Here is a 24,541-nt window from a genome sequence, read left to right as displayed (position 1 = left end):
ATCTTTGTGCCTTGTATTATTCCCTTTGGGAAACAGGGTGTAGTAGAATTGTATATAAATTAAATTGATCTTAATAGCGTTTTATTAAGTTTTTAATATGGGCAATAAAGTTGCATTGATCACAGGCGTTACAGGACAAGACGGGGCTTATCTGTCTGAGTATTTAATCAAGAAAGGATATACAGTCCATGGGGTTAAACGGAGGTCTTCTCTGTTCAATACAGATCGTATTGACCACCTGTATCAAGATCCTCATGATGAAAATCGAAATATGATTCTTCATTATGGAGATATGACTGATAGTATGAATCTTACCCGTATTATTGGCGATGTTCAGCCTGACGAAATATACAATCTGGCTGCTATGAGCCATGTTAAGGTCAGTTTTGATACACCAGAGTATACAGCAAACGCAGATGGTATAGGTACGCTTCGTGTATTAGAAGCTGTTCGTTTGTTGAATATGGTTGATAAAACAAGGATATATCAGGCCTCTACATCCGAACTGTATGGTTTAGTACAAGAGGTTCCTCAGAGGGAAACCACTCCATTTTATCCGAGAAGTCCGTATGCTGTAGCCAAATTATATGCCTATTGGATAACAGTGAATTACCGTGAAGCATATGGTATGCATGCCAGTAATGGAATTCTTTTCAATCATGAATCTCCACTGAGAGGAGAGACTTTTGTGACACGGAAAGTAACCCGTGCAGTAGCCCGCATAGTCTTGGGATTGCAAAAGAAAGTTTATATGGGTAATCTTTCCAGTAAAAGAGACTGGGGGCATGCCAAGGATTATATAAAAGCTATGTATCTGATTCTTCAACAAGATACACCGGATGATTATGTAATATCGACAGGTGTAACTACGACTATCAGGGATTTCATAAAGATGTCTTTTGCAGAGGTTGGTGTCGTTGTTGATTTTAAAGGTGAAGGAGAGGCAGAAGAAGGTTTTATTGTTGATGTTAATGATGAGAAATTTAGTAAGATAGTAGGAGAAGAGCAGTTAACTGGATTTAAAAAGAGAATTGGAGAATCTATAGTTGGGGTTGACCCTGCATATTTTCGTCCTACTGAAGTAGAGCTTTTAATCGGAGATAATACAAAGGCGCGTACCAAATTGGGATGGGAGCCTAAGTATGATCTAAGCGCTCTTTGCCAGGATATGGTTACAAAAGACCTTGAACTGATGAAAAAAGAAGAGTATCTGAAAAATGCCGGATACAGAATCTTAAATTATTTTGAGTGAGGAGACCTAATTAAATGATAAATAAAGACGCGAAAATATATATTGCAGGGCATAGAGGCTTGGTAGGATCGGCGATACTTAGGAATTTGCAAGAAAAAGGATATACAAATTTCGTGTTGCGGACACATAAAGAACTCGATCTAACAGATCAACCTGCAGTAGCGGAGTTCTTTGAAAAAGAAAAGCCTGAATATGTTTTTTTAGCAGCAGCTAAAGTCGGAGGTATTATAGCTAATAATACTTACCGCGGACAGTTCATATATGAAAATATGATGATACAAAATAATGTTATTCATCAATCATATGTGAATAATGTTAAAAAATTAGTATTTTTGGGGAGTTCTTGTATCTATCCCAAAGAGGCTCCTCAGCCAATGACTGAAAATGCATTGCTAACAGGGCCTTTGGAATATACTAATGAACCGTATGCCATAGCAAAAATAGCAGGGTTAAAGATGTGTGAAAGCTATAATCTTCAGTATGGAACTAATTTTATAGCAGTAATGCCTACTAATTTGTATGGACCGAATGATAATTTCAATTTGGAAACATCACATGTTTTGCCGGCAATGATTCGTAAGATACATTTAGGTAAATGCCTGGATGAGAATGATTGGAATACCATAAAGAAAGACCTGGATATGCGTCCTATAGAGGGCGTTTCCGGGAATTCGTCTGAAAAAGAGGTTCTTAGTGTGCTAAACAAGTATGGAGTAAACAAAGAAGACGATAGAGTACATGTTGAACTATGGGGTTCGGGCAAACCTATGAGAGAATTCCTTTGGAGTGATGAAATGGGCGATGCTACAGTTTTTGTAATGGAGTCTGTAAACTTTTTAGACTTAACAGATGTTATTAAAGGTAAAGAAATTCGCAACACACATATTAATATTGGTACTGGTGTTGAAATTTCAATAAAAGATGTAGCTGAATTAATAAAGAGAATCATTGGCTTTTCGGGAGAGTTATGGTTCAATATTGAGAAACCTGATGGAACAATGAGAAAGCTTTCGGATGTAACTAAATTACATTCTTTAGGATGGCGACACAAAGTAGATATAGAAGAAGGGGTTACCCGGATGTATGAATGGTATAATAAATATATACTTTTATAAGTTAGAAAATAGAATAGTGTTTAATTATAATTTAAAAGATTGATTATGAAAAAAGTAAGTTTACTTTTAGTTTTAGTTTTTGCGACTCTAACTATTTCTGCTCAGGAAAGTGGTTTTAGTACTCAAGCAGGCTATAAAACAACTTTTGCTGACAATGGTTTTTGGGACAATTGGTTCTTTGGTATTGGTGCCGGAGGTAATGTTATGCTAGGAGATAACAACAGTGATGCTGATTTCCTGAACCGTATTACTGTAGCTCCTACTATCCAGATTGGTAAATGGTACAATCCTTTTATCGGAGGACGTTTGAAATTCCAGGGCGGATCATTACACAACTTTGCTCCGAATGCGGCTTCGATGCTTCACAACAAATATGTTGCCGGAGAATTTGATTTTATGTGGAATCTGTCGAACTATTGGGGAAAATATAGCGAAACTCGTTTTTATAGCTTTATTCCTTATGTAGGTCTTGGTTTTGCTTATGGCTGGGATTACAAAAATCAGGGAGTTAAAATTGCTTCTAAATCCAGAAGTTTTACTCTTAATGGTGGTATCATCAACAAATTCAGATTTTCAAACAGAGTATCTTTAGATATCGATTTGTCTGCAATGTTGTTGAAGGAAGCTTTTAATCAGGATGGTGATAAGTCTTATGATGGCCTAGTTGCAGCTTCTGCCAGCTTAGTGTTCAAAATTGGTAAGAGAAATGACTTCTCTGAAGCATTATTAATGGATCAGGGTCTTATCGACGACCTGAACAACCAAATCAATAAGCTTCGTCAGGATAATGCAAGACTTGCAGCTCAAGAGCCAAAAGTTGTTGAAAAAGTTGTTGAAAAAGTTGTTACTAAAGAAGTTGCTGCTAAAGGAAACTTCGTATCTAACGTAGTATTCTTCCGTATCGGTAGTGCGCACATCGACAAAAACCAGGAAGTAAGCATCTTTAACACAGCTAAATATCTACAAGATAATTCTAGCGCTAAGGTTAAAGTTGTAGGTTTTGCTGATAAGAAAACAGGTACTGCTTCTATCAACATGAAACTTTCTGAAAAACGTGCGAAAAATGTTGCTAATGCGTTGATCAATAAATACAACATCAGCAGCGACCGCGTACAGGTTGAATGGAAAGGCGATACTGAACAACCATATGCAGAAAATGCATGGAACCGTGTTGCAATTTTCTACGCTGAATAATCCAGCAATTGAAATACTAAAAAATGAAAGAGTGAGGGTTATTCCTCACTCTTTTGTTTTATAATGATTTTAATACTGTTGAGATAAAGATTTTAGCCTTACTTTCTCTTCTTAGAGTTTAATAATAAGTAAGGATATAAATTGATTTTAATCAATTACTTATTTGGTTACTTAGCAAAGGAACGATCTCTATAATATCAGGCAAAAGGAACTTCTTAAAATAAATAATAAAGGCTTTATATCAGCTAAAAATAATAAGGTCCGACAATGAATATATTGCCAGACCTTTATTATTTTGTATACAATTTTATTTATAGTTTATTGGCCAGACTCTTGGGTAAATAGAATGTGTCATTTTTATCTATATATACTGTGACAGAATTCAGAGATATCGGTTGATCATTCAGGTATACTACAGATTTAAAAGCTGGTATAGTTAAAGTGACATTACCTTTCTTCACCTTTAGTACAGGAAAATCTGTTGACTTATCGATAGAATATTCCATGCCTTTAAACACATCAGTGTGCTTGGCGAATATCTCTTTTGTCATTTCGGGCAATGGTGTTTTAATGCCTAGAACATCAGATAAATAATGGTTGATATCGATGTTTGTATTCATTCCGATAGGCAGGTCTCCATTTGGATGATAGGCAGCAAGGAATACTTCTTCTCCGGTATGACCTCCGGTAGTGAAACCAAAATAAGTACGCGAATTCATGATATTGACAATAGTAGATCCCATATTTACACTATTGCTTACTTTCATGTAATCGCTTTCATGATAATTTTTCGAACTTAGCAGAAGTTTCAGCTCGTCGTCCGTTATATCAATATCAGTATATTCTTTAAAGATACGCTTAAAGTCTTCCGGTTTCGATTTCAGTAGTATTTTTTCTAACCCTTCTCCTGTTTTCTTGTATTTAGAAACATTTTTGAATAGATCATCTATGGTAGCCTTGTCATATTTAGGTAGATCGCGACGGCCGATGGTAAATCCACTGTTTCCATGGTCAGGAAGTACTATGACTGTTGTTTCTCCGTTCTTTTTAGCAAAGTCCATAACCACTGCTACGGCTTTGTCGAAAGCCAGATATTCAGTGATGCATCCTACTGCGTCGTTTCCATGAGCCGACCAATCCACTTTGCTGCCTTCCACCATAAGGAAAAATCCGCTTTCATTTTGAGAGAGCCGGTCTAGTGCCTTCTGTGTCATTTCCGATAATGATGGTATTAGCGAATCGTCCCTGTCCAGATCGTAAGGATGAGCGCCTTTTTCAAATAAAGCCCATATTTTTTCCTTTCCTTTAAAATTGCGAAAAGCTTTTACATCATCTTGTATCAATAAAGTATTCGTGTTCTTAAAGTGCTGTTTAATATCATCTGTGATTTGATCGTTTCCTCCGCCAAACATCACATCAAGATTCTGATAGGCCATCTGTGGAGCAATATATTTATATTTTCCTCTGTTATAGTAGTGCGCTGAACAATCGGCAGGTGTCGCGTGCGGAAATTCCACTGTAACCACCAGCCCTGTCGCCTTATTCTGTTGATATTTGGCTGCTTCGAGTATTGTAGCCAGAGGCTGGTAGGCCATGGCCGGATCAACAGGTACCAAATCGTTTGCCGGATCGGCTACAGGATAAATAGAGACATTGCCCGTTTGCTGAGGCATACCTGTCATATATGCGGAAGTAGTGGGTGCCGAATCTCCAATAGGAGCATTTGAGGAAAATGTTTTAACTGTACCACATAAATATGGGTCTATAGCCAGATTCTCTCCACCCAATTTATTATAAATCTGATACCAGCGGGCAGCCGAAACGACTCCGATAGAAGTCCCATCGGGAATCATTACTATAACGTTTTTGGTAGGTCTTACCGGTGTGCGATATTGCTGCTGGGCGATAGCAGTAGTCGCAAAAATAAGAATGAGCAAGATGCTCAAATTCAATTTTTTCATGATTTTGTGTGATTTTTAAGATACTTGAACCAAAGTTAGTAAATAAGCGTTGAGAAACAAAAGACTATAAGACTGAATTGAAAATATTGACGTATCTTTGTACGTTTCTTAACAGAAAAGGAATAATAGGTAAATATAGAATGAAAATGAACAGAAAACCGTTGATCCTGATTACAAACGACGATGGCTTGCATGCTAAGGGAATAAAAGCGCTGACTGATAGTGTAAGGCAACTTGGAGATGTACTGGTAGTAGCTCCTGATGGCCCACGATCGGGAATGTCGAGTGCTATAACTTCTTTACAACCCTTGCGGGCGCATCTTGAAAAAGAAGAAGAGGGATTAAAAATATATAGTTGCAGCGGCACACCCGTGGATTGTGTAAAACTGGGAGTCAGTGAATTGGCAGACAGAAGACCTGATATCGTATTGTCGGGTATAAATCATGGCTCTAATGCAGCAGTTGCTGTTCTGTATTCGGGAACAATGGGTGCGGCACTCGAAGGCGCTGTTTTCAAGATCCCATCAATAGGTTTCTCCTTGTTGGATCATAGCCATAACGCAGATTTTTCCTACTCGACAAAATATATTACCGCATTAACCAGGCAGGTACTTGAAGAAGGGTTACCTGTGGGGACCTGTCTCAATGTGAATATACCCAAGGGGGATAATATAAAAGGCATAAAAATATGCCGCCAGACTTCGGGTAAATGGGAAAATGAATTTATGCATTCCAAAGATGGGTCGGGCAGGGGAGTGTACTGGCTGACAGGTGAATTTGTCAACGATGAACCTTATAACGAAATGACTGATGAATGGGCTTTGGCTAACAGGTATGTATCAGTGGTGCCAATACGGATAGATATGACGAATCACCGGCATATCGAATCAATCAGGTCCTGGGAAAGCCTTCTTGGTTAACAATCATCAGTTAACAATGCGTTATCATTTTTAATTTTCAATTTTTTCCATTCTATGAAATACTTCCTTGTTGCAGGAGAGGCTTCAGGTGATCTGCACGGGTCGAACCTGATGGCTGCTTTAAAAGAGCAGGATACGAATGCCGAATTTTGTTTTTTCGGAGGCGATCTTATGTTGGTACAAGGAGGCAGACTGATAAAGCATTACAGAGAACTGGCGTTTATGGGATTTATACCTGTTTTGCTCAATCTCAGGACAATACTCCGTAACATGAAGATGTGTGAGGAAGAAATTGTGAAATTTCAGCCTGATGTTGTTATTCTCATAGATTATCCGGGGTTTAATCTGAAAATAGCCAAATATATAAAAACGCATACGCAAATACCTGTATATTATTATATTTCGCCAAAAGTGTGGGCATGGAAAGAATACAGGGTGAAATCGTTCAAAAAATATGTGGATGAGATGTTGTCGATTCTTCCTTTTGAAGTTGATTTCTATAAAAAACATAATTATCATATCGATTATGTAGGAAACCCTGTAGTAGATGCTGTCGCAAAATTCAGAGAAGAGAACAAAAATGACTCTTTGGATAAATTTATCGTAGAAAATGACTTGGATAATAAGCCTGTTATCGCACTACTGGCCGGTAGTCGCAAGCAGGAAATAAAGGATAACCTTCCGGCGATGCTCGAATCAATAAAAGATTTCAGCGACTATCAGCCTGTAATTGCGGGAGCTCCGGGTATAGACCCCGGATATTATAAGGAGTACATAGGAGATAATACGTGCAGGATTGTTTTCGGACAGACATACCGCCTACTGGAGTATGCGCAGGTGGCACTGGTGACATCAGGTACTGCTACGCTCGAAACGGCCTTGTTCCGCGTACCGCAGGTTGTCTGTTATAGAACACCCGTTCCGTCAGTTGTATACTGGGCTTTTAAAAATATTTTACATACAAAGTATATTTCTTTGGTTAACCTTATTGCTGATAAAACAGTTGTACAAGAATTGTTTGCAAAGTTTTTTACAATTGAGAATATCAGATATGAGGCGGACAAGTTACTCCATGATAATATGTACAAAGACACAATGCTTGCCGATTATGACGAAATAATCGATATTCTGGGTGCGCCAGGGGCTTCGGGACGTGCTGCCGCTATTATTGTACGCAAGCTGCAAAAACAATAACAGAATCCTATAAACTGTTAAAAAACAGTTCTTTTGAGAGCATTTGTTTGCTTTATTATGCCTACCTTTATATATTGGTTCCCTTAAAACCATAATCTAATGAGGAAAAATAGCTCTTATGCTTTATGCTATCTTTTGTTAGCATCCATTATTTTATTCTGCTCGTGCCCGGGCAATGGAGAAGTTGCTTTAGTACCTGATATAGAGTTGTCCGATACAAATTTTTTTTATAAGAGCGCTGAAGCTGATACCAGAAGCTTTAGTATGGAAGTGAATACTGATTGGGAGATATTGGTAAGGAATAAAGATGATAATTCGATCTCTGACTGGTTGTCTGTTTCCCAGGAATCGGGGTATGCCGGAAAGTTTAATATACAAATATTTCTATCGGGGCTGAATGAAAATCAAAATGCACGTGCAGCCATTATTGAGATCAAGGCCGGAAACCTGACTAAAACCGTTACAGTAAAGCAAAATGGTATAGCTACCATCAGCCTGGAAACAAAAGAAATCGTTATAAAAGGTACAGAAACCGGTGAGATAAAATTTTCGGTAGACTATAAATGGACAATATCACCAGAATCGATATCGTGGGGCGATTTTTCAAAAACCTCGGGAGAGGCCGGCGACCATACCATCACATTTACACCTAAGGCCACAAATAATTCGGCAGCAGATATATCTGTAGAAGCCTATATTAACACGGATGGAGCATCGGAATCCTTTACGATAATACATAAAGCCGATCTGGAATCATATAATGATAAAGATGTCGTGCAGCTACAAGCGGCAACAAAGGGTGTGGGTATCGATCTTATATTCATGGGTGACGGATTTACCCGGAAAGATATGGAAAAAGAGGAGGGGAAATATGAAAAGTCGATGAGGCAGGCTATCGATTATTTCTTTTCTATAGAGCCATATCTGTCATACCGGAGCTATTTTAATATTTATATGGTAGTAGCAGAGTCTGCCGAAGAGGGAGTGAAAAATGAATTAGGTGATGTAAATAATAAATTTTCATCAGCCTATGAGGGAGGAACGCTCATAAATTGCAATTATCATTTATGCCGCGAATATGTTGAACTGGTTACTCAATTTAAGGGGGAAGCCGTCACAGAGTTTGGTGACCTTACAACGGTACTTATCCTGAACAGTACCAAATATGCAGGCACCTGCCTCAGATGGGCCGATGGTTTTACGTTATCCTTGTGTCCAATGAGCACAAGCGCCAGCCCCTACGACTTCAGAGGGGTAGTCAATCATGAGGCTGGAGGCCATGGCTTTGCCCTTCTGGCAGATGAATATGTGGATGCAATAAACACAAATATGACAATCCCTCAGTTCGAGATAGACCAGGTGCGGGCTACCCAGGCAGGAGGAGATACATATTTCAATGTTGACTTTACCAGCGACCTGTCACAGATATTATGGAAGGGTTTTATCGGTAACTCTAAATATTCCATGGTCGGGGCATACGAAGGTGCATATTATTATGGACATGGAGTATGGCGCCCCGAAGCAGGAAGTTGTATGATAAATAATATACCTTATTATAATGCACCCAGCCGTTGGGCGGCAGTAAACCGGATAATGATGATAAATAATATCCCATTCTCACTTGCGGATTTTGTGAATGTCGATATTATAGATGTGAATGGGTTGAATGTTGCACGCACGAAGGGTGCAGTAATGGATATGCCGCCACTTGCGCCACCGGTTTTTATAGAATAGGTTGGCGTAAATAAATCTTACCTATTGAATAATAGAGATTTTTATGTCAAACAATCACCTTCTTAAGCTATTAGTCGTTATCTTCGCAATCCGATAGCTGAGTCTTTCGTTGAAAGGCTTCACACTCACTAACAATACAAGTCCTATGAGAGGAAAAAGCAGCGTTAGCAACGCTGCTTTTTCTTTTTATGTAGATTTGTTTATTTTATAAAATTATCTTTGGGAGATAACCTTTTGAATAAAAGGCTGTAAGCGGGATTTTTCAGCGGTAGAGGTAACGATTTGGCAACCGTGCGTATTTCTGCGTTTTGCGCTGCATTTCCTCAAATAACTCACTACAAATCTACGAATTATTTCTCACAAACCAACATATATTTTTTTTCTTTTTTTAATTGATATACATCTCATTCATGCAGGGAATAGATAAGGCAATACTTTTTAGAAATTTACTCTTTCCGTATGTGGAAAGGAAGAAATTTCTAAAAACCGCTTGCGGCTTGGTGTTGACGTTCTATTGCCGGAATGTACTTTTGTAAATCAAATAAATAAAGAATTATACTACTTTCCCTTTCTTTTGCCATTTTCCTTTATAGTACTCTTTAAACTTATGCCAATAAGTTTGAATTTTATCAGTAATGTGGTATGTATACCAATTTTCAGCTTCTAACAAGATTGGAGAAGTAGAATATTTTTCACGTATACTGTTAACATATGATTGAAAATCCACAATTGTATCAATTGTCTCAAAATCAATCTTATTATTGGCTTTTGCCTTGAGGAGAAACTTTTTTAAAGAATCTTTGTTTTCAAGAGATTCTTCCGTAAAATCTATATCACTAAAGTACTGCACTTTAGCATCTTTCCAAATGGGGTATGTTACTAATCCAAAATGCTTTCTTTTGATAACAACTAAGTATAATGTCTGGTTGCCATAAGTGCTATAATCAATTGCAGGATTTGTCTGCTCCTTTTCTTTACCTTTTCTCCCATAGATTGAGTTATCAGAATAGTATCTAATAGGATTAATTACCACAGTACCATAATTATTAAAATAATCGGAAATAGGACTCCATCCTTTTTTGAAAGGGCTAACAACAACTTTACCTTGATTGGTCGATAGAATAATCTTTTTACTTATCTTTTCATTAGCAAAAAGTTGGGATAAATTTACTAAATCAGTACCAGAAGTATATTCTATTGCTGGTCCAAATCGAAATTCTTTTGTACTTAGTGCAGGAATTATATGAAAATAGCTTTCATTTAAATTGTCTTTGTCAAGCATATCCAACTAGATATTATGTCCAAAGCGAACAAAAATATCAAAAACTATCAAATCCTTATCTTTCAAGTTCTCTAAAATGAGAGTATGAAAATAATTACTGGATGACGTGATTGAATATGAAATTCCTGTCCAACCACGAACCTTATGTCCATATTTTAAAATGTAAGTTTTATAAGTGAATAGAAGTACAATTACGGATACAAATAAACTGATACAAGAAATCGCTATAACTAATAAATCAGATTTATTTAGATCTTTCAAAAAATCTTCCATTGCTGTTTTACATTAAAAATTACTAGTTGACGTATAGGTGATTACTGACTACATATTGAACCCCTTCTCTATATATTATAAATACATTTATTCTCGCAAGTAATCAAGTACAAATTTACATAATAATCATCAAATTTTAAGTATGTTATCCTTTAGATAGTCACTATTTCTTTAATCCTCGCTTCGGTTTTTTATTTTTTCTTTTCATGGGAATTTGTTGCTCCTCTTGCTCGTTAGTATCGGGAGTAAGCAAACCTAATGGAGAGGATAAGCCCAAATCAGGAAGATTGAAAGATTGTTTATTCTTCGTCTTATTTTCCTGCTTATCTGCATACAAGCCTGTTTGCATATTAGTGTTTTTCCTTTCATCGGCAATTTGTTTTTCCAGTATATTGAGTTGGTCAGAAATATTGCCGTTCTTCATCGTGTTGCAGTATTCAAAGGATTCGGTTAATTGCCGTTGGTAGCTGAATAACCTGTCAAACCCTTGTTCTATCTGTTGGAACAGATTCTTTCTGTCAAAACCACCCTGAACCGTTCCTTTTTTGGTATTCTTGTGGTTGGTAAGCGGGGATAGCTTCTTTTTGTTCGTTTGGTCTTTCCGGCTAACTATTAAATGACAGTGCATATTCAGCTCATTGTTTGACCTGTCCCGGCTGAAATGTATCTTGCCGTAAAATTTTATATCCTCTGCCGATAGCCCTTTATTGAAGTTCTTGGCATATTCGGGAATAACCACTTCACGGATATACCGTTTCATGGCTTCGGCTTGTTCCTGTTCTGTATTACCCATTGCACAAAGCTCCTTTTCCGATGGGCTGACGTGGATAGCGTAAAACTTGGCATCCGTTTTTAGTAGCTGACCGATATTACTGTCTATATCTTTTACGACCTGTGATTTATAGATATTATCATCCGTCAGGTTGAAAAAGCCTTCGGTATAGATTCCCTGCTCCATGCGTTCCAAATCTTCATGCTCGCAATAATCCGCTAATCTCCGGCTACTGCCTGCGTTGTTGTATGTGCCTTTGGACGGTGGCGGGAAATCTATGTTCATTGAGTTATACTCCTACTTTTCGTTTATCAGGTCGTTTATTTCGGTTTTCAGATTCTCTTTCCGCTTGCCGTCCATTACTCCACAGGCTGACAATTCCGAATAAAGGGAAATCAATTGCAGGAGTTTCTTGTTATCCTTTTGCTGTGCATGGGAAAGGTCATTAATCTGCTTGGCTTGATTGTTTACTACCTGTACGACTTTGCCAAACTGTTCATCCAGTTTTTTCAGTACATTGATAAGATTCTCTTTTGAGTTCTTTATCTCTAAATCCACATTTTCGGATAAGGTTTTGACAGCCGTATCGAAGCGAACGGCAATAGAATGGCTTGTGCGTATCATCGGATTTAACTTTTCTTCCTCGTAGTGGCGAATGAAGCGGATAATATCGTCCTGACGTTTGTTGATTTTGGATAGCTCTGATTTTACCGATTCGGGAGCATCGGCGGGGTTTATATGTGCTTTATCCAGATACAGAAAAGCCAGTTTTATAACTTCGCTCTTTTTCAGCGAATAGCGTTTGCATATCTTTTCAACTAAACGCCCTGTTTCCTTATCTATGGAAACGGTAGTATATATAATCTTGGGGGCTTCATTTTTCATTATAATTACTTTTTAATAGAATTTTATACTATTAAATGGCTGATAATTAGCCATAAGGATTAAAGGCTAATTATTAGACTAATTATAGCGGGTTATACTAAACCGCTAAAGCCGAAGGCTTTGCCCCGCAGGGCAAGAGGGAAGAACAGGACTTGTCCAGTTCCCTCTTGCTTAATTTAGCGAAACGAACAGAGCCGGAAGGCGAGGTTGTTTCTGCTAAATGCGGAGCTATTACTTGAAGGCATAAACTAAAAATAGCCTTCACTCATTTGCACCATTCTGCATAGACTAAAAAGCAGAATCATTCATCTTTTTTATCCTTATCATCTTTCAGGTGCTTCTTTTCAAACTCCTGATAGGTTTTAAAGTCCATATGTTCACGGACAAAGTTCCGAACGTCAACAGTCCGGTAATAGGTCTTATGAGCAATCATAAAATAAGGGAGCTTACCGCTTGCCCGGTAACGTTGGAGGGTACGATAGGAAACCTTTAAAAGAAAGGCTAAATCCTGATTGTCGAGCAATTTCTCGTCCTCGTCAAATACTTCGTTGGTATTAATCAGTGATATTAAATCCTGACCAATCTCATTTAACTTCTTGGATAGCTTGTCCATCCATTTTTCAAAATCTTCGTTATTAATATACATTTTGCTTCATTTTTGAGATTAATAATTCGTTATCTCAATGCATTGATGAAGCAAAAGACGGCAAAGCGGAGAAGCAAAAACAGAGGAGTAGATAACTACTCCCCCTAAAGTCTTTTGTAATATGCTTGGATATAGTATGTTACAAAACGGTTATTTCCCATCTTGTTATTCTTTACTCTCTTTATCCTTACGAATTATGAGATTTCGCAGGAAATCAAGGGCTTTTGTTCGGTTGAATGGCTTTCGTCTGAAAACCATTACTTCTTGGTCGTAAATACTCCCGAAACTGCAATTAAACATCTTTTCAAAGACTTGTGCAATTTGGTTCAGGTGTGCAGGTTTTCCGTTCCGTTAAAATACTTTCTTTGAAAAGAAAAGAGCAACTATAATCTCCCCTAAAGCAACAATCCCCAAATCTTTCGACTTTGGGATAATATAAAGGTCGGATTGAAATGTTATTAGATTGGATTGGTAGAATTGTTCGGGGTGTTGGATTTTGAGCCTTAATAGTTCAAGTTCATAATCAATTACAGATAATGCCTTTTGAAGATAGTTAAATTTAAACGCATTTTTCCCCCTGCCCGTGCTGATAAAGTGATTCTATGGATACTAACTCAACACGAGTAATATTCAGTATCCGAAAGATTTTGGAGTACTTGTTTTCGGATTGACTGACTTTATTTACCTGTTCCAAAAAGCATCCATAGGCACTTTGCATTTCTTCGTTTGTGTTTTCCTGTGAAGATTCAGACAATAAGCTGAATAACTCCGTCTTTACTAATTCATTCATAAGCATAATTTTTTTGATGATTAATATTGATTGTCAGACCGAAGTCCTGTTTTATGCTGAATGATTTTTTATTTATGTGTTTTATCGTTCTTACTACTTTTTATAATTCTGATGGGGGTTTGTTTGCTAAATTCTTAGCTTCTTTTACAAAATGAGAAAAATCAGTATAGCCCAATTCGTCATATAAATCATAACTACCTTTGGCTCTATAGCTTTTCAATGCTGTTTTGAAGCGTAGGGCTTTAAAGCATTGTTTAGGCGATACTCCTAATACTTCTTTGAAATATCTGTTGAGAGTAGGATTTGATACTCCGACCTCTTTGCTTACAACATTTAGCTTGTAATCATGGCTATTATTAATGTAGTAAATTGCTTTTGTTACGGCTTTAAGCTTAAAGTCAGAACTAAAGATTTTCATATTACTTAAAAGCCAATTCTCTACAAACAGAACCCGCTCATCAAAAGAGGTTTTCAATTTTAGTTCGTCTATTATTTTTTGATCTAGATATTTTTGCAATGGCAAGATATTATCTATGAAAGTCGGAATATCTTCGGATAAACAGGAGTATAAAACTCCCGGCTTGAATTTTATTGAAAATTCATGGGTTCCGGGAGCGTGTATCACGGCGATTGCGTCTGTCAAACTGCCGGAGATTTTATCTCCTGATGTATCAGACATACCCTGTCCACGATGAACTTTGAATGTTTGGCTCTTGTCTGACAAGTAAACTGAAACTATAACATTAGCATTGGGCAAAGCTATAAGTGAGAACGGATTTATAGAATTGTCCGGAGTTTTTATTTCGAAATAATACTCGACAATATCCTTTAGTTCAAAACAGGGATATTTAATCTCTATTTTTTCTTCATCTTCAAATATGACTTTGCCCTTTACCATGTTATTTTGTTATTATATGTAGTACCGAAAAGCCAATACCCATTGTCATCATGCGTTCTTTCCTGTTGGTTAGAAGTTGTTGTGTCCAGTCGAGCAACCCACCGTCGCCAATCTCAATCACATTCTCGCCTACTACTATTTTTGCTTTTATCCGAAAACCATAGTAATAGTTATTTTCATAGTCGGGTTCGACAACCGATACTTTTATATGGTCGCTGTTTTTCTGAACATATGATATTGACTCTGTAATTAATGGGCTTTGACCGTCATACCCTTTGCATGGGATAATCTCGAAGTATATATGTTCAAAGCTGTAACTTCGTAAAACGTCATACGATGCTGTCAGGTGTTTAAATAGTTCCTCTTTTTCAAAATTAAAACTTCCTGTATCTTTACCACAGGAAATCAGGCAAATAACTGAAAAATGAGGAGTGAAATTAGGATTATCAAATACCTGTGTCCGAATAATCCGTGAAATATTACTGTAGTTGTAGGTTCGGCTATCTAATCCGCCTTTTTTCTTTAATGAAGCATAATGCAAGGCTGTTGCATTGGTTGGGTCTGCCTGCATTTCTGTATTTCTTAAAGCCGTCAACACTTTCTTTTGGTCTACGGTAGCAACAACACTACTCGTTCCCAACTGTGCGGCAGGAGAATGTTCTATGGGTTCAAATCCTCTGCTGGCTAATACTTTATAGCACGTCAATTCTTGTTCTTTGTACCTTAGAACATCTATATTGGCAGGTTTGACAAGTTTATTCCCCTCGTATTTATTTAATAAAGACGAGGGCGTTTCTTGCTGGATGCGCCTGTTAAAAACCTCCAATAAAATAGTGTTCAGTTCCGACCCACTTAATTCATCGGATAGTATCTTAACTATATCCGGTAAATCCAATTTGCTGATAATATGTTCACCTATATCTTTTTTCATGTTTTTCTAATACTGTATAAATATTCATCAATTATTTTCCCCTCTTTTATTACTGAGGATTTAATAACAGCCTCTTTTTCAAAACCCACTTTTTCTAACACTTTCATTGAACCTGTATTATACTCGTAAATATTTGTATAAACCCTCAATAAGTTAAGTGCTTCAAAAGCAAAATTTAATAATAGCCTTACTGTTTCAGTAGCATAGCCTTTCCCCCAATAGGGTTCTCCAATTCAATATCCTATCTCTGCATTAATACGATATACGTCATGTTGTGGTATTAAACACCACAACCGACAAATGTATTGTCCTCATATATTCCGAAAACATGCCCTAATACACCATTTTCGGCTAAACCGAGAAATGTAATTGCATCCTCAATCGTATAAGGATGTGGAAACGCATCCCGTAGGTTTACAGCGATTGCGTGATTATTAGCTAATCTCTGTATTGCTTCAGGAGAAGTTAGGTTTATATTTTGTAATCGTATCATTTTAATATACTTATTGTTCTTTGCAAAGGTAACTCCATATATCAAATCAAAGAGTGTAAAAATGAATCAATTTTATCAATAGAATTCTTGTTTGATTCACATTCTTTCAATTATCTGCTTTTCCAATCCTTTTAATTTATGGGATAGGGCTTCCATATCCTGTGAGATTTTCTCTTTCGTTATCTTGGCGTAAATCTGTGTGGTTTTGATATTTGTATGCCCCATCATTCGGCTGACGGTTTCAATCGGAACTCCCTGTGATATAGTCAATAAAGTTCCGAAAGTATGCCTACTGACATGGTAGGTCAGCCGTGTTTTAATCCCGCATTGCTTGCCTATCTTTTTTAATATGGCATTACAAGTACCATTACCCGGTACAGGGAAAATTCTGTTATCCCTTGTGTAGCCTTTGTACTTCTCTATTATCCGTTTGGGAATTTCTAACAGCCGGATACTCGAATCGGTATTTGTTTTCTGTCTGCGGGTGATTATCCATAAATGACCGTCAAAAGACGTTTTAAGGTTGTCTTTAGTCAGGTTCTTTACATCCGAGTAGCTTAACCCGCAAAAACAGGAGAACACGAACAAATCCCGTACTAATTCATATTGGGCGTTCTTCATCTTAGCGTTTACAAGCGAATTGAGTTCCTCTTTGCTTAGGAATCCCCTGTCTTTTACTTCGGGGCTTATCAGGTATCCTGCAAACGGATTGATAGCTAATTGTCCTGAATTTCTGGCTATAGCTACTATATGCTTTACACCAATCATATAACACCATATCGTATTGGTAGAACATTTCCGTACTGTTCGTAAATAATGCTCAAAACCATTGACAAAAGCGAGATTCAGTTTTTTCAGAAATATATCATTCCGGTTATATTCCTGTTTGACATAGCTTTCTATATGTTTATATAGGGTACAATATTTAGAATAACTCGCTTGCGCCCTGTTGTATCCGACTTTTCGGGAAAACTCTTGGTTATGTTTGGCAAAGAGGGTTAAAAATGTATCTTGCTTTACTCCTAACCCTAAATAGGCGTTCTTTACCTTATCAGCCGTAACAAAGCCGTCCGTTTGCATTACTTCCTGATAGTGGCGGTTAATATCGACACGGATTTTATCCAAAGCGAGGTTGGTTTTTACCGCTAATGTACTTTTACCTGTCAGCCTTCCGGCTTTGGTATCCCAAAGGTTGGGCGGTACATTCATCTTACAACTGAACTGGCTGATTGTTCCGTCAATCGTGATTCTTCCCATTACGGGAACTGCTCCGTTGGGTTTAGGGTTGTTCTTTTTGAGATAGAACAAAATTTTAAAGGTACTTCTCATCTTACTCAAAGTTTACAGATTACAAAATTAGTTTACTTTGAGTTACAAGAGGTTACGCGACTTAACGCAAGAAGCAGACAATTAGCGACTTATAGCTGATTTGCATTTTTACCGTTGGTAATGATGTGGTAACCCAACTTTGTCTTACCTTTGTCTATCGGTGGCTTTTGCCGTCCAGAAGAAAAGCCAAACAAAGAGCGTTTCCCGCACATTATCAGGCGGTTGTCCTCGTTTGGCTGAAACTTGCTTTTTTATCAAACTTTTATTTTAAGAATTCACTTATTTTTTCAAAAGTCATCCTGTATTGTTCATCCACAATATCTGCTATTTTAGGAATTGCTGGGAATGGATCTTCATGGATATATTTGTATGGATAGTCCAGTTCTTCTATTTTTATAGGAATATCCCGTAGAGAACCCTGTAATGTGTTTACTACCTCGTAGGTTGGAACAACTTCGTCTTTGGCTAGGGTAACAGCGTAAAACTGTTGACTCATATCTTTAAATCGTTGTTCTCGTTCTCCTGTAAGGCAACGATAATTGAGCATACTGCGGAAATTATTCCCTTCTGGATGGGTATGCATATAATGCCGTAAAACTTCGTCGCGTTTCATATGACTTTCGAGGTGTTCTACGACGAAAGAGTAAAGACTTACATTGGCTTCGCTGTCGAGGATGAATCTCGAAACAGGAGTCAGGCGGTTAAATACAGCTCCGCCACAGAACGTAGCGTATCTGGAATCTGAGAAATGACCGTCTTTGTTACTCATCATCAATATTTCTCCAAGGAATGTGCCGATAGAATAGGAGAAGAAGTCGATGGTCGCATCTTTATCTATAGCCGGGTGTAATCCTTCTTTAAAATTCTCAACGAAATCGATCACATCGTAATAGGTCTGTAATCCCGACCAGATAAAACGTTGCGGTTTATTATGCAGACGTGTGCTGATAGCAACATTCGACAGACTGGAGCAGATGACATCGGGGTGACGTTGTTTCCTTTGTTCGCTTACACGGTACATTTCACGGGTACTGCTCCATGTGGCAGGAGCACGGTTCATGTGGAACGCGATAGGGAACATGACGATTGATTTCCCTGTTTTGTCTACTATATATTTTGCCCAGGGCAGGTATTTATACCAGGTCTTTTCATTGAAACCGTGAAACAGAAATATGATGCCTTTAGCTTTCTCAATATTTTTCGGCATCATGATGTGATAACGGAATTTTATATTCTCGGCTATCTCTGAATCTTTCTTGTTCAGCATTTGCTGGATGACATCGGGCTCGTAATCTTTCGGGAAACTGGGTATATATTCATAATCATCGTTATTACCCAGTCCTCCGGGAAGGATAAAGCGATAATTCGACTCGAACGTAAAATTGCGGATAACCAGATTTTCGTCTATATCGATTTCGTTATCTGTATAATTTTCTATCTTTCTCAGATGATCATAAAGGTCTATATACTTCATATCCAATTTATTTTTCAGTCAGTAATTGATGTCCTATTCTGCAAAACAAACATTTACGGGGTTCACAGTATTCCCTTTTCAATTGTATCATAGCCTGTGAGTCGGCGGCATTGTTAAGTGGTACTTTCAGTTTAGAAAAACGCTTTGTTATACTGTTTTGTTCGGGTTTTATCGTTTCCAGAAACCGGAAAGCCCTGTCGCAATGCGTTTCGCTATCGATGTGTTTCCCATATAAAAACAGCAGGGGAACTACCGTATTGATCAGGATAATATCCAGCGAAGCATCACCCAGATATTTGGATTTCCTTTCCGATGCGGCCCCGAATGTATAGTGCGTCTGCCAGTATTCCGATGCGTTTACATGGAACATCAATCTGAGACGGCCTATATCTTCACAGGAAATAATTTTTGAAAATAATCCGTGCGAACTATGTAAAAGAGCAGCAAGTTGTGCTATCCTTATTTGAGGAAAGGCTGTCGGCCTTATCCTTAAATTCTTGAACACATATGATTCTAACGGATTCAGGCCGTATTTATTTCTCAGAAAGTTGTATTCTTTTTTTAGAAGAGCAAAATAATCGTCATCGGTCTTCTCCTCATCAAGCATGCCGGCCTGTCCGAAAAGCAGGGCTTCTATCTGGATCAGGTTGTCGCCTTGTTTTTGAAGGTATCTTAATGGCAGGCTCAAGGCTAATCGTTCGAAGGAATCGGAGTTAAGACCAAAACCGAAATTACGGGATAAGAGTATATAAAACACCTCTTCCCACGAATTACTGTAATTCTCCAACAGGCTCTTTATATGACCTGATTTCCTTTCCAATCGTTCGATCAGCAATATGTTCATCCACGAATTCAGATGAAAATGAGAAAAAGATCCTATGTAATTGGCACATGGAATATCGGTGTTGGAATGAATCAGAAAATCGTAATTCTCTTTAATCTTATCGGGACATTCGATCTCACACTGCAAAACGGCTTGTCCTTTCTCATTAAATACTTCGCAATTGGCTTTTTCCACCACATGAAGTATTACCGAATTGTAATTTTTATTCGTATGGTGATTATGTTTCACCCATTCATCGGATCGCTTATGTATCTCGATATTACCCGCCCAGATTTTATCGCCTATTTTGATTTTTGCATTAAAGAAGTCAGGACCTTCGTTGATATTGGGTAAACCAACATCGATAACCTCAATGGCCAGTCCGTCTGTTGTTTTAAGATCCTTTTGAAAAAGGCGAAACTTCCATATATAGTGCAATATATCTTCCATATTATTTAGTAGTTAGTAGACTGTAGTCAGTAGAGAGTAGATTGTGAAATCATAATTCATGCGAATCAGCAGTTAGATTTAATTGTTCAATTTTTTGTGCTACGCGCAATCGGAGATTGCTTGTGTCCCTTTTGGCCAAATCCCCAAAAGGAACCAAAAACTCTTTGGTGGCTCACCCTCCGTGCGACCCGTTACAGGCTCACGGGCTAAATGGAAAGATTGTCCTGCGGACGCTTTCCATTTCACGCCCCTTTCGCCTGACAGGTGCCCTGCACTTCGGCTTAATGCCACCGGGCGAAGCCACCCCAAGGCAGGGTAATCCTTGTCGTCGTATTGCGACTCCGGCATCATGTCCGCAGCAGGGGTACCCACCCTGCGAAAGCGGTGTGAAACCAAATTCTGTTTGAGCCGAAGGCGAGTTTATTTGGTTTAGCCGCTGAGCAGATGGTGGGTCTGCGAGGGCTGCAGCCTTGATTTTTTGCAACTTTTTTATCAAGAAAAAAGTTGAGAAAACAAGCCGATAGGCGCGTTAGTATAATAGAATGATTATTTTTTACAATCATAATAATTTCAACTACTGATTGGCATAATTTATAACTCATAACTCATAATTAGATCACAGTCCTGTTATTCCCATTTTTTTCATCAGGAAGCTGGCGTTCATGTTTTGAGCAACACCCTCCCTTATTTTATAGGTAAACGAAAGATGATCGTCCTTTATATCAGCTTCGAAACGGTAATTCTTGATGGCATCGGGAAACTCTTTTTCCAGATTACCCAAAACCAGGTCATGGGTAGCGATAATCCCATTTCCATTAAGAGAAACCAATTGTTTCATCAGGGCAATCGAGCCTTTTTGCTTATCCTCCGAGTTTGTTCCTTTCAGTATTTCGTCGAGAATAATAAACAAAGGTTCGCCTGATTGCAAGCGGTCTATGATCATTTTCAGCCTTTTCAGTTCGGCGAAGAAATAAGACTCGTTTTCGGACAGTGAATCGGAAGTGCGCAAATTGGTAACCAGATGATATGGATAGAATTTAAGATGCGTGGCGCATACAGGTGCACCTGTACATGCCAACGTAAGATTAATGCCGATAGTGCGCAGGTAAGTGCTTTTTCCGGCCATATTAGCACCTGTAACCACGAGGAAAAATGGTTGTTTGCTTATAGTGACATCGTTTCGTACGCAAACTGCCCTGTTTAGCATCGGATGTCCGAGGTCTTTTCCTTCGAGAACGAAAGAATCTGACACCACGGGGTATGTATAGTCCGGATGATTGTATGCGAATATGGAAAAAGATACAAGGCTGTCAAATTTGGCCAATACCTTAAACCATATTGAGATATCGTCCTTGTGCTTAAATATCCAGTTCTCGATTCTGATAGCATATATTATATTCCAGAAGAATATAGGATTTAGAAGGATAAGGCCTAGGATATTGAAAGACTGGTCGAGATTGTTGCTGTAAGATTTTAGATGATGGATAGCAAGGGATGCTGATTCCTTATCTTTAATTTTACCTTGTAGTTTCTTTAATAACGGTGAGTCAAAATCTTCTGTTTCCAGTATTTTTAGAAGTTGGGAATAGGTATCCAACACTTTTATACGCTTTTCAAACAGATTCATCTTTTCCCTGATATCTTTTAGCGGAACCAGGCTCAGCATAAAAGCAAGTGACCAGCATAGTCCTACTACAGATAAAGGAATCAGCCCCGATGTGTACAGCACGGCAACAGCAGCAAAGGCAAGTGGAATAATATATATGAAATATCTCCAGAAGCTTTTTGCCAGCGATTTGGTCTGCATAAATTGCTGTGAGAAATAATGTATGTCCAGATCATCGGTTTCGGTCATCTGGCCGATTGCCCTGAAATGATTCAGTAGCCTGGGGTTTGAAGTTAATTCCTGTATGGCCTGTTGTTGTGCTTCAATATCTTCTTTCTTTTCATAGGGCTTCAATAATGAGTCGGCCAGTCTGTTTTTGCCAAAGCATGTAACACTTCTGTTGATGGACTGGAAGAAAGAATGGTTGCCGAACATATCCAGATCGACACTGTAACTATGGTCGGAATCCGCCAGTTCGGAGGCTCCGTCGAAAGCCGAAAAATCGTAGTTAATTCCTTTCAGTTCGTTTTCGGCATTTTCGATAAGTAATTCGCAATATCTCTTTTTTAGGAAAAGCTTGTTGTGATATTTTACCAGAAACAGATAAATGATAATGGATATGAGTATTACAGCTAATACGAATATAAGTTTGCTCCAAAGTAACCAGGATAATACAATGCAAGTCACTACGATGATAAGGCGCAGAGTCCCTATCTGAAAGATTGCCTTTTTTACCTTGGATAGTTTGAGTTTTTCCTTTTCTGCCAGTTTTTTATATGAGTCTTTTACTTCTTCAAATGTCATTATATGTTAGATTTCGTAATTTCATACTTCCAAAAGTATATCATTTATTATTAATGCCAATAAATAGTTAAGATATTTATGATAGAATAATTGTTTAATTTTCCTATACTACGCGCAATCGAAGATTGCTTGTGTCCCTTTTTGGCCAAATCCCCAAAAGGAACCAAAAACGCTTTGGTGGCTCGTCCTTCGTGCGACCCGTTACAGGCTCACGGGCTAAACCAAATAAACTCGCCTGTGGCTCAAACAGTATTTGGTTTCACGCCCATTTCACCTGACCAGGTACCCCGCACTGCGGACCAATGCCACCAGGCAAAGCCATGAGTGAGGCGAAAGCGAGGCAAACTTGTAACTTTTAATTGAACCATAAAATACGGCTATTTATTTGCATAATACTCTATAGATTTAAAATAATTCGTGTAAAATGTCTAATGATTTTAATGCCGGAAAATCGTATAAATGGAGGCGGTAGTATTCCAGCATACGGTTTATTATATTTAGTCTGTCATGCCGCGAGAATGCAAATTTATGCATGTTCTCGTAAGATATACGAGCCAGCATAGATAGGGCTTTACTATCGTAGCGATTCAGGAAATGACGGTGCAGGGGTTGAAAAGAAACGAATTCCCCGTTTATCATATCGAACAGGTCATTTTCACGGTATTCCTCCAGATTGGGGTAGAACCCCAGGAAATGACTCAGTTTAAGCATAAATATTAAATGGTAGTTGGCAATGCTTTTATCGGTCATTTCCAGTATTTGCACAGACTGTTCCAGAAAACTGAAAAGCAATTGGCTATCATTTGTATCCCTGAGAACACGTGACAGAAATTCCGAGAGGAAAAATGCCATGGAAGTTTTACTCAGATCAGCGGATATATCGTAGAGGTAAAACTCAGAACGGGCTTCTCTGACTCTCTGGATATCCCTCGATGCCTGATGCTCGACTTCGAGGTCGAGAACGGCCAAAGGTGAGAACAAAGATCTGGGTGCTTTTGAGTTTCTTCCTTTAGCTTTCGATACCATATAGGTAACCCGCCCGAACGATTCGGTGAATACCTGCACAAGGACATACTTGTCGTTGTAATTAATGGTATTGAGTACTAACCCTTTTGTTTTATAGAGCACTTCCGGTTTATTTTTAGTGTTAACAAAAATACAAATACAAAATTGAAAATACCCGGTCTTATGGAATAAATGAGTAACTTCGTGGCGGAATTATTGTTATCATATTTTTCCGGGAAGATTATCTATAGTATGCGAATATGCTAATTGGTAGATATGCCAATGAAAGCATGATCTTTGAAATGGATAAAGTTGACAAGTAAACGGGATACAAGTAAACAAGTTTTTCGTTTTTTGTATTTTACTACGTTTCTCTCCGTTGACCATTGGTTGTGATTTGATGGGATGAGAAATTATAAGTATTTTTTTAACTGTTAACTGAACAATCTGTCAGGCGTGTCAGGTTTTAACTAAAAAGCCTATAGCTATTAGCTAATAGCCAACAGCTAAAAGAAGTGTCAGGTTTTGGTTGAAAAAGCTGCAAAAGTGTAACATTTGCCTCGCCTGCGCTTCGGCGATCGTTGATTGTAACTTTTTTGAAACACAGAGTAAAAAGAGTCGCCGGAGTTCCTTGTTGATTACCACCATTGGCACATTGGCATATTTACTAATTAGCTCATTGAACAGAGCGTAGCGAAGTGTCAGGTTTG

24 protein-coding genes are annotated in these 24,541 nt (G+C 38.1%); 7 read left to right on the top strand and 17 right to left on the bottom strand.

Annotated elements, in window-relative coordinates; all coding sequences use genetic code 11:
• Nucleotides 1–97 precede the first annotated feature (97 nt).
• Genes gmd through GGR21_RS15690 form a run of 3 tightly spaced genes read left to right on the top strand, consistent with a single transcriptional unit; the run spans nucleotide 98 to nucleotide 3,561 of the window.
• Nucleotides 98–1,252 (top strand): GDP-mannose 4,6-dehydratase, encoded by a 1,155-nt coding sequence (gmd, locus tag GGR21_RS15700; RefSeq protein ID WP_183308179.1) that lies wholly within the window; start codon nucleotides 98–100, stop codon nucleotides 1,250–1,252.
• Between the two features lie 17 nt (nucleotides 1,253–1,269).
• On the top strand, nucleotides 1,270–2,367 hold the full coding sequence (locus GGR21_RS15695; RefSeq protein ID WP_183308268.1) for a GDP-L-fucose synthase family protein: 1,098 nt from the start codon (nucleotides 1,270–1,272) through the stop codon (nucleotides 2,365–2,367).
• A 45-nt stretch (nucleotides 2,368–2,412) separates the two neighbouring features.
• Nucleotides 2,413–3,561, top strand: coding sequence for an OmpA family protein (locus GGR21_RS15690; protein ID WP_183308178.1), 1,149 nt, complete (start codon nucleotides 2,413–2,415; stop codon nucleotides 3,559–3,561).
• Nucleotides 3,562–3,872: 311 nt separating this feature from the next.
• Here GGR21_RS15690 and GGR21_RS15685 read toward each other — a convergent pair whose 3' ends face one another.
• Nucleotides 3,873–5,522, bottom strand: a complete 1,650-nt coding sequence (locus tag GGR21_RS15685; protein WP_183308177.1) for an alkaline phosphatase — start codon at nucleotides 5,520–5,522, stop codon at nucleotides 3,873–3,875.
• Nucleotides 5,523–5,668: 146 nt separating this feature from the next.
• On the opposite strand from GGR21_RS15685, the gene surE reads away from it, so the two are divergent.
• The 3 genes from surE to GGR21_RS15670 all read left to right on the top strand — a co-directional run bounded on the left by surE (nucleotide 5,669) and on the right by GGR21_RS15670 (nucleotide 9,370).
• A complete protein-coding gene (surE, locus tag GGR21_RS15680; protein WP_183308267.1) occupies nucleotides 5,669–6,442 on the top strand; it encodes a 5'/3'-nucleotidase SurE in 774 nt (257 codons plus the stop codon).
• A gap of 54 nt (nucleotides 6,443–6,496) precedes the next feature.
• Nucleotides 6,497–7,636 (top strand): lipid-A-disaccharide synthase, encoded by a 1,140-nt coding sequence (gene lpxB / locus GGR21_RS15675; protein ID WP_183308176.1) that lies wholly within the window; start codon nucleotides 6,497–6,499, stop codon nucleotides 7,634–7,636.
• Nucleotides 7,637–7,735: 99 nt separating this feature from the next.
• Entirely contained in the window at nucleotides 7,736–9,370 is a 1,635-nt protein-coding gene (locus tag GGR21_RS15670) for a M64 family metallopeptidase (protein ID WP_183308175.1), read from the top strand.
• 553 nt (nucleotides 9,371–9,923) lie between these two features.
• Here the strand turns inward: GGR21_RS15670 and GGR21_RS15665 are convergent.
• The 14 genes from GGR21_RS15665 to GGR21_RS15600 all read right to left on the bottom strand — a co-directional run bounded on the left by GGR21_RS15665 (nucleotide 9,924) and on the right by GGR21_RS15600 (nucleotide 22,826).
• On the bottom strand, nucleotides 9,924–10,652 hold the full coding sequence (locus tag GGR21_RS15665) for a hypothetical protein (RefSeq protein WP_183308174.1): 729 nt from the start codon (nucleotides 10,650–10,652) through the stop codon (nucleotides 9,924–9,926).
• A 436-nt stretch (nucleotides 10,653–11,088) separates the two neighbouring features.
• Nucleotides 11,089–11,982: a DUF5712 family protein gene (locus GGR21_RS15660; RefSeq protein WP_183308173.1), complete on the bottom strand. Its 894-nt coding sequence runs from the start codon at nucleotides 11,980–11,982 to the stop codon at nucleotides 11,089–11,091.
• Nucleotides 11,983–11,994: 12 nt separating this feature from the next.
• Entirely contained in the window at nucleotides 11,995–12,582 is a 588-nt protein-coding gene (locus GGR21_RS15655) for a BfmA/BtgA family mobilization protein (RefSeq protein WP_183308172.1), read from the bottom strand.
• A gap of 301 nt (nucleotides 12,583–12,883) precedes the next feature.
• Nucleotides 12,884–13,228: a helix-turn-helix domain-containing protein gene (locus GGR21_RS15650; RefSeq protein ID WP_183308171.1), complete on the bottom strand. Its 345-nt coding sequence runs from the start codon at nucleotides 13,226–13,228 to the stop codon at nucleotides 12,884–12,886.
• Between the two features lie 559 nt (nucleotides 13,229–13,787).
• The gene (locus GGR21_RS15645) at nucleotides 13,788–14,018 is read right to left on the bottom strand and encodes a hypothetical protein (RefSeq protein ID WP_394353486.1); all 231 of its coding nucleotides are present in this window, start codon (nucleotides 14,016–14,018) and stop codon (nucleotides 13,788–13,790) included.
• Between the two features lie 100 nt (nucleotides 14,019–14,118).
• On the bottom strand, nucleotides 14,119–14,916 hold the full coding sequence (locus GGR21_RS15640; RefSeq protein WP_183308169.1) for an AraC family transcriptional regulator: 798 nt from the start codon (nucleotides 14,914–14,916) through the stop codon (nucleotides 14,119–14,121).
• A gap of 1 nt (nucleotide 14,917) precedes the next feature.
• Entirely contained in the window at nucleotides 14,918–15,847 is a 930-nt protein-coding gene (locus GGR21_RS15635) for a hypothetical protein (RefSeq protein ID WP_163209616.1), read from the bottom strand.
• Nucleotides 15,844–16,080, bottom strand: a complete 237-nt coding sequence (locus tag GGR21_RS15630; RefSeq protein ID WP_183308266.1) for a GNAT family N-acetyltransferase — start codon at nucleotides 16,078–16,080, stop codon at nucleotides 15,844–15,846. Before GGR21_RS15630 ends, GGR21_RS15635 begins: the two co-directional genes overlap by 4 nt.
• Nucleotides 16,081–16,127: 47 nt before the next feature.
• Nucleotides 16,128–16,340 carry a hypothetical protein gene (locus GGR21_RS15625; RefSeq protein WP_183308281.1) on the bottom strand — a complete coding sequence of 71 codons (213 nt, stop codon included), beginning with the start codon at nucleotides 16,338–16,340 and terminating at the stop codon, nucleotides 16,128–16,130.
• A 96-nt stretch (nucleotides 16,341–16,436) separates the two neighbouring features.
• Nucleotides 16,437–17,669, bottom strand: a complete 1,233-nt coding sequence (locus GGR21_RS15620; protein WP_183308168.1) for a site-specific integrase — start codon at nucleotides 17,667–17,669, stop codon at nucleotides 16,437–16,439.
• A 262-nt stretch (nucleotides 17,670–17,931) separates the two neighbouring features.
• Nucleotides 17,932–19,143: a DUF6051 family protein gene (locus GGR21_RS15615; RefSeq protein ID WP_183308167.1), complete on the bottom strand. Its 1,212-nt coding sequence runs from the start codon at nucleotides 19,141–19,143 to the stop codon at nucleotides 17,932–17,934.
• Nucleotides 19,144–19,150: 7 nt separating this feature from the next.
• On the bottom strand, nucleotides 19,151–20,416 hold the full coding sequence (locus GGR21_RS15610) for a DUF2851 family protein (RefSeq protein WP_183308166.1): 1,266 nt from the start codon (nucleotides 20,414–20,416) through the stop codon (nucleotides 19,151–19,153).
• Between the two features lie 99 nt (nucleotides 20,417–20,515).
• Nucleotides 20,516–20,812, bottom strand: coding sequence for a hypothetical protein (locus GGR21_RS15605; RefSeq protein ID WP_183308165.1), 297 nt, complete (start codon nucleotides 20,810–20,812; stop codon nucleotides 20,516–20,518).
• Between the two features lie 220 nt (nucleotides 20,813–21,032).
• Nucleotides 21,033–22,826, bottom strand: coding sequence for a MutS-related protein (locus GGR21_RS15600; protein WP_183308164.1), 1,794 nt, complete (start codon nucleotides 22,824–22,826; stop codon nucleotides 21,033–21,035).
• 141 nt (nucleotides 22,827–22,967) lie between these two features.
• Between GGR21_RS15600 and GGR21_RS20810 the strand changes: the two genes are divergently transcribed.
• Nucleotides 22,968–23,150, top strand: a complete 183-nt coding sequence (locus tag GGR21_RS20810; protein ID WP_221233017.1) for a hypothetical protein — start codon at nucleotides 22,968–22,970, stop codon at nucleotides 23,148–23,150.
• An 81-nt stretch (nucleotides 23,151–23,231) separates the two neighbouring features.
• On the opposite strand, the gene recO is transcribed toward GGR21_RS20810, so the two are convergent.
• Both recO and GGR21_RS20805 read right to left on the bottom strand, forming a co-directional pair.
• Nucleotides 23,232–23,954, bottom strand: a complete 723-nt coding sequence (gene recO, locus GGR21_RS15595) for a DNA repair protein RecO (protein WP_183308163.1) — start codon at nucleotides 23,952–23,954, stop codon at nucleotides 23,232–23,234.
• Between the two features lie 369 nt (nucleotides 23,955–24,323).
• Nucleotides 24,324–24,541 (bottom strand): hypothetical protein (locus tag GGR21_RS20805; protein WP_221233016.1); only part of this gene is annotated, 218 nt, incomplete at its 5' end.

Source organism: Dysgonomonas hofstadii, from assembly GCF_014196915.1.
Lineage (GTDB): Bacteria > Bacteroidota > Bacteroidia > Bacteroidales > Dysgonomonadaceae > Dysgonomonas > Dysgonomonas hofstadii.
The sequence above is the reverse complement of the archived record's forward strand: the minus strand, read 5'-3'. Positions and strand labels throughout refer to the sequence as shown.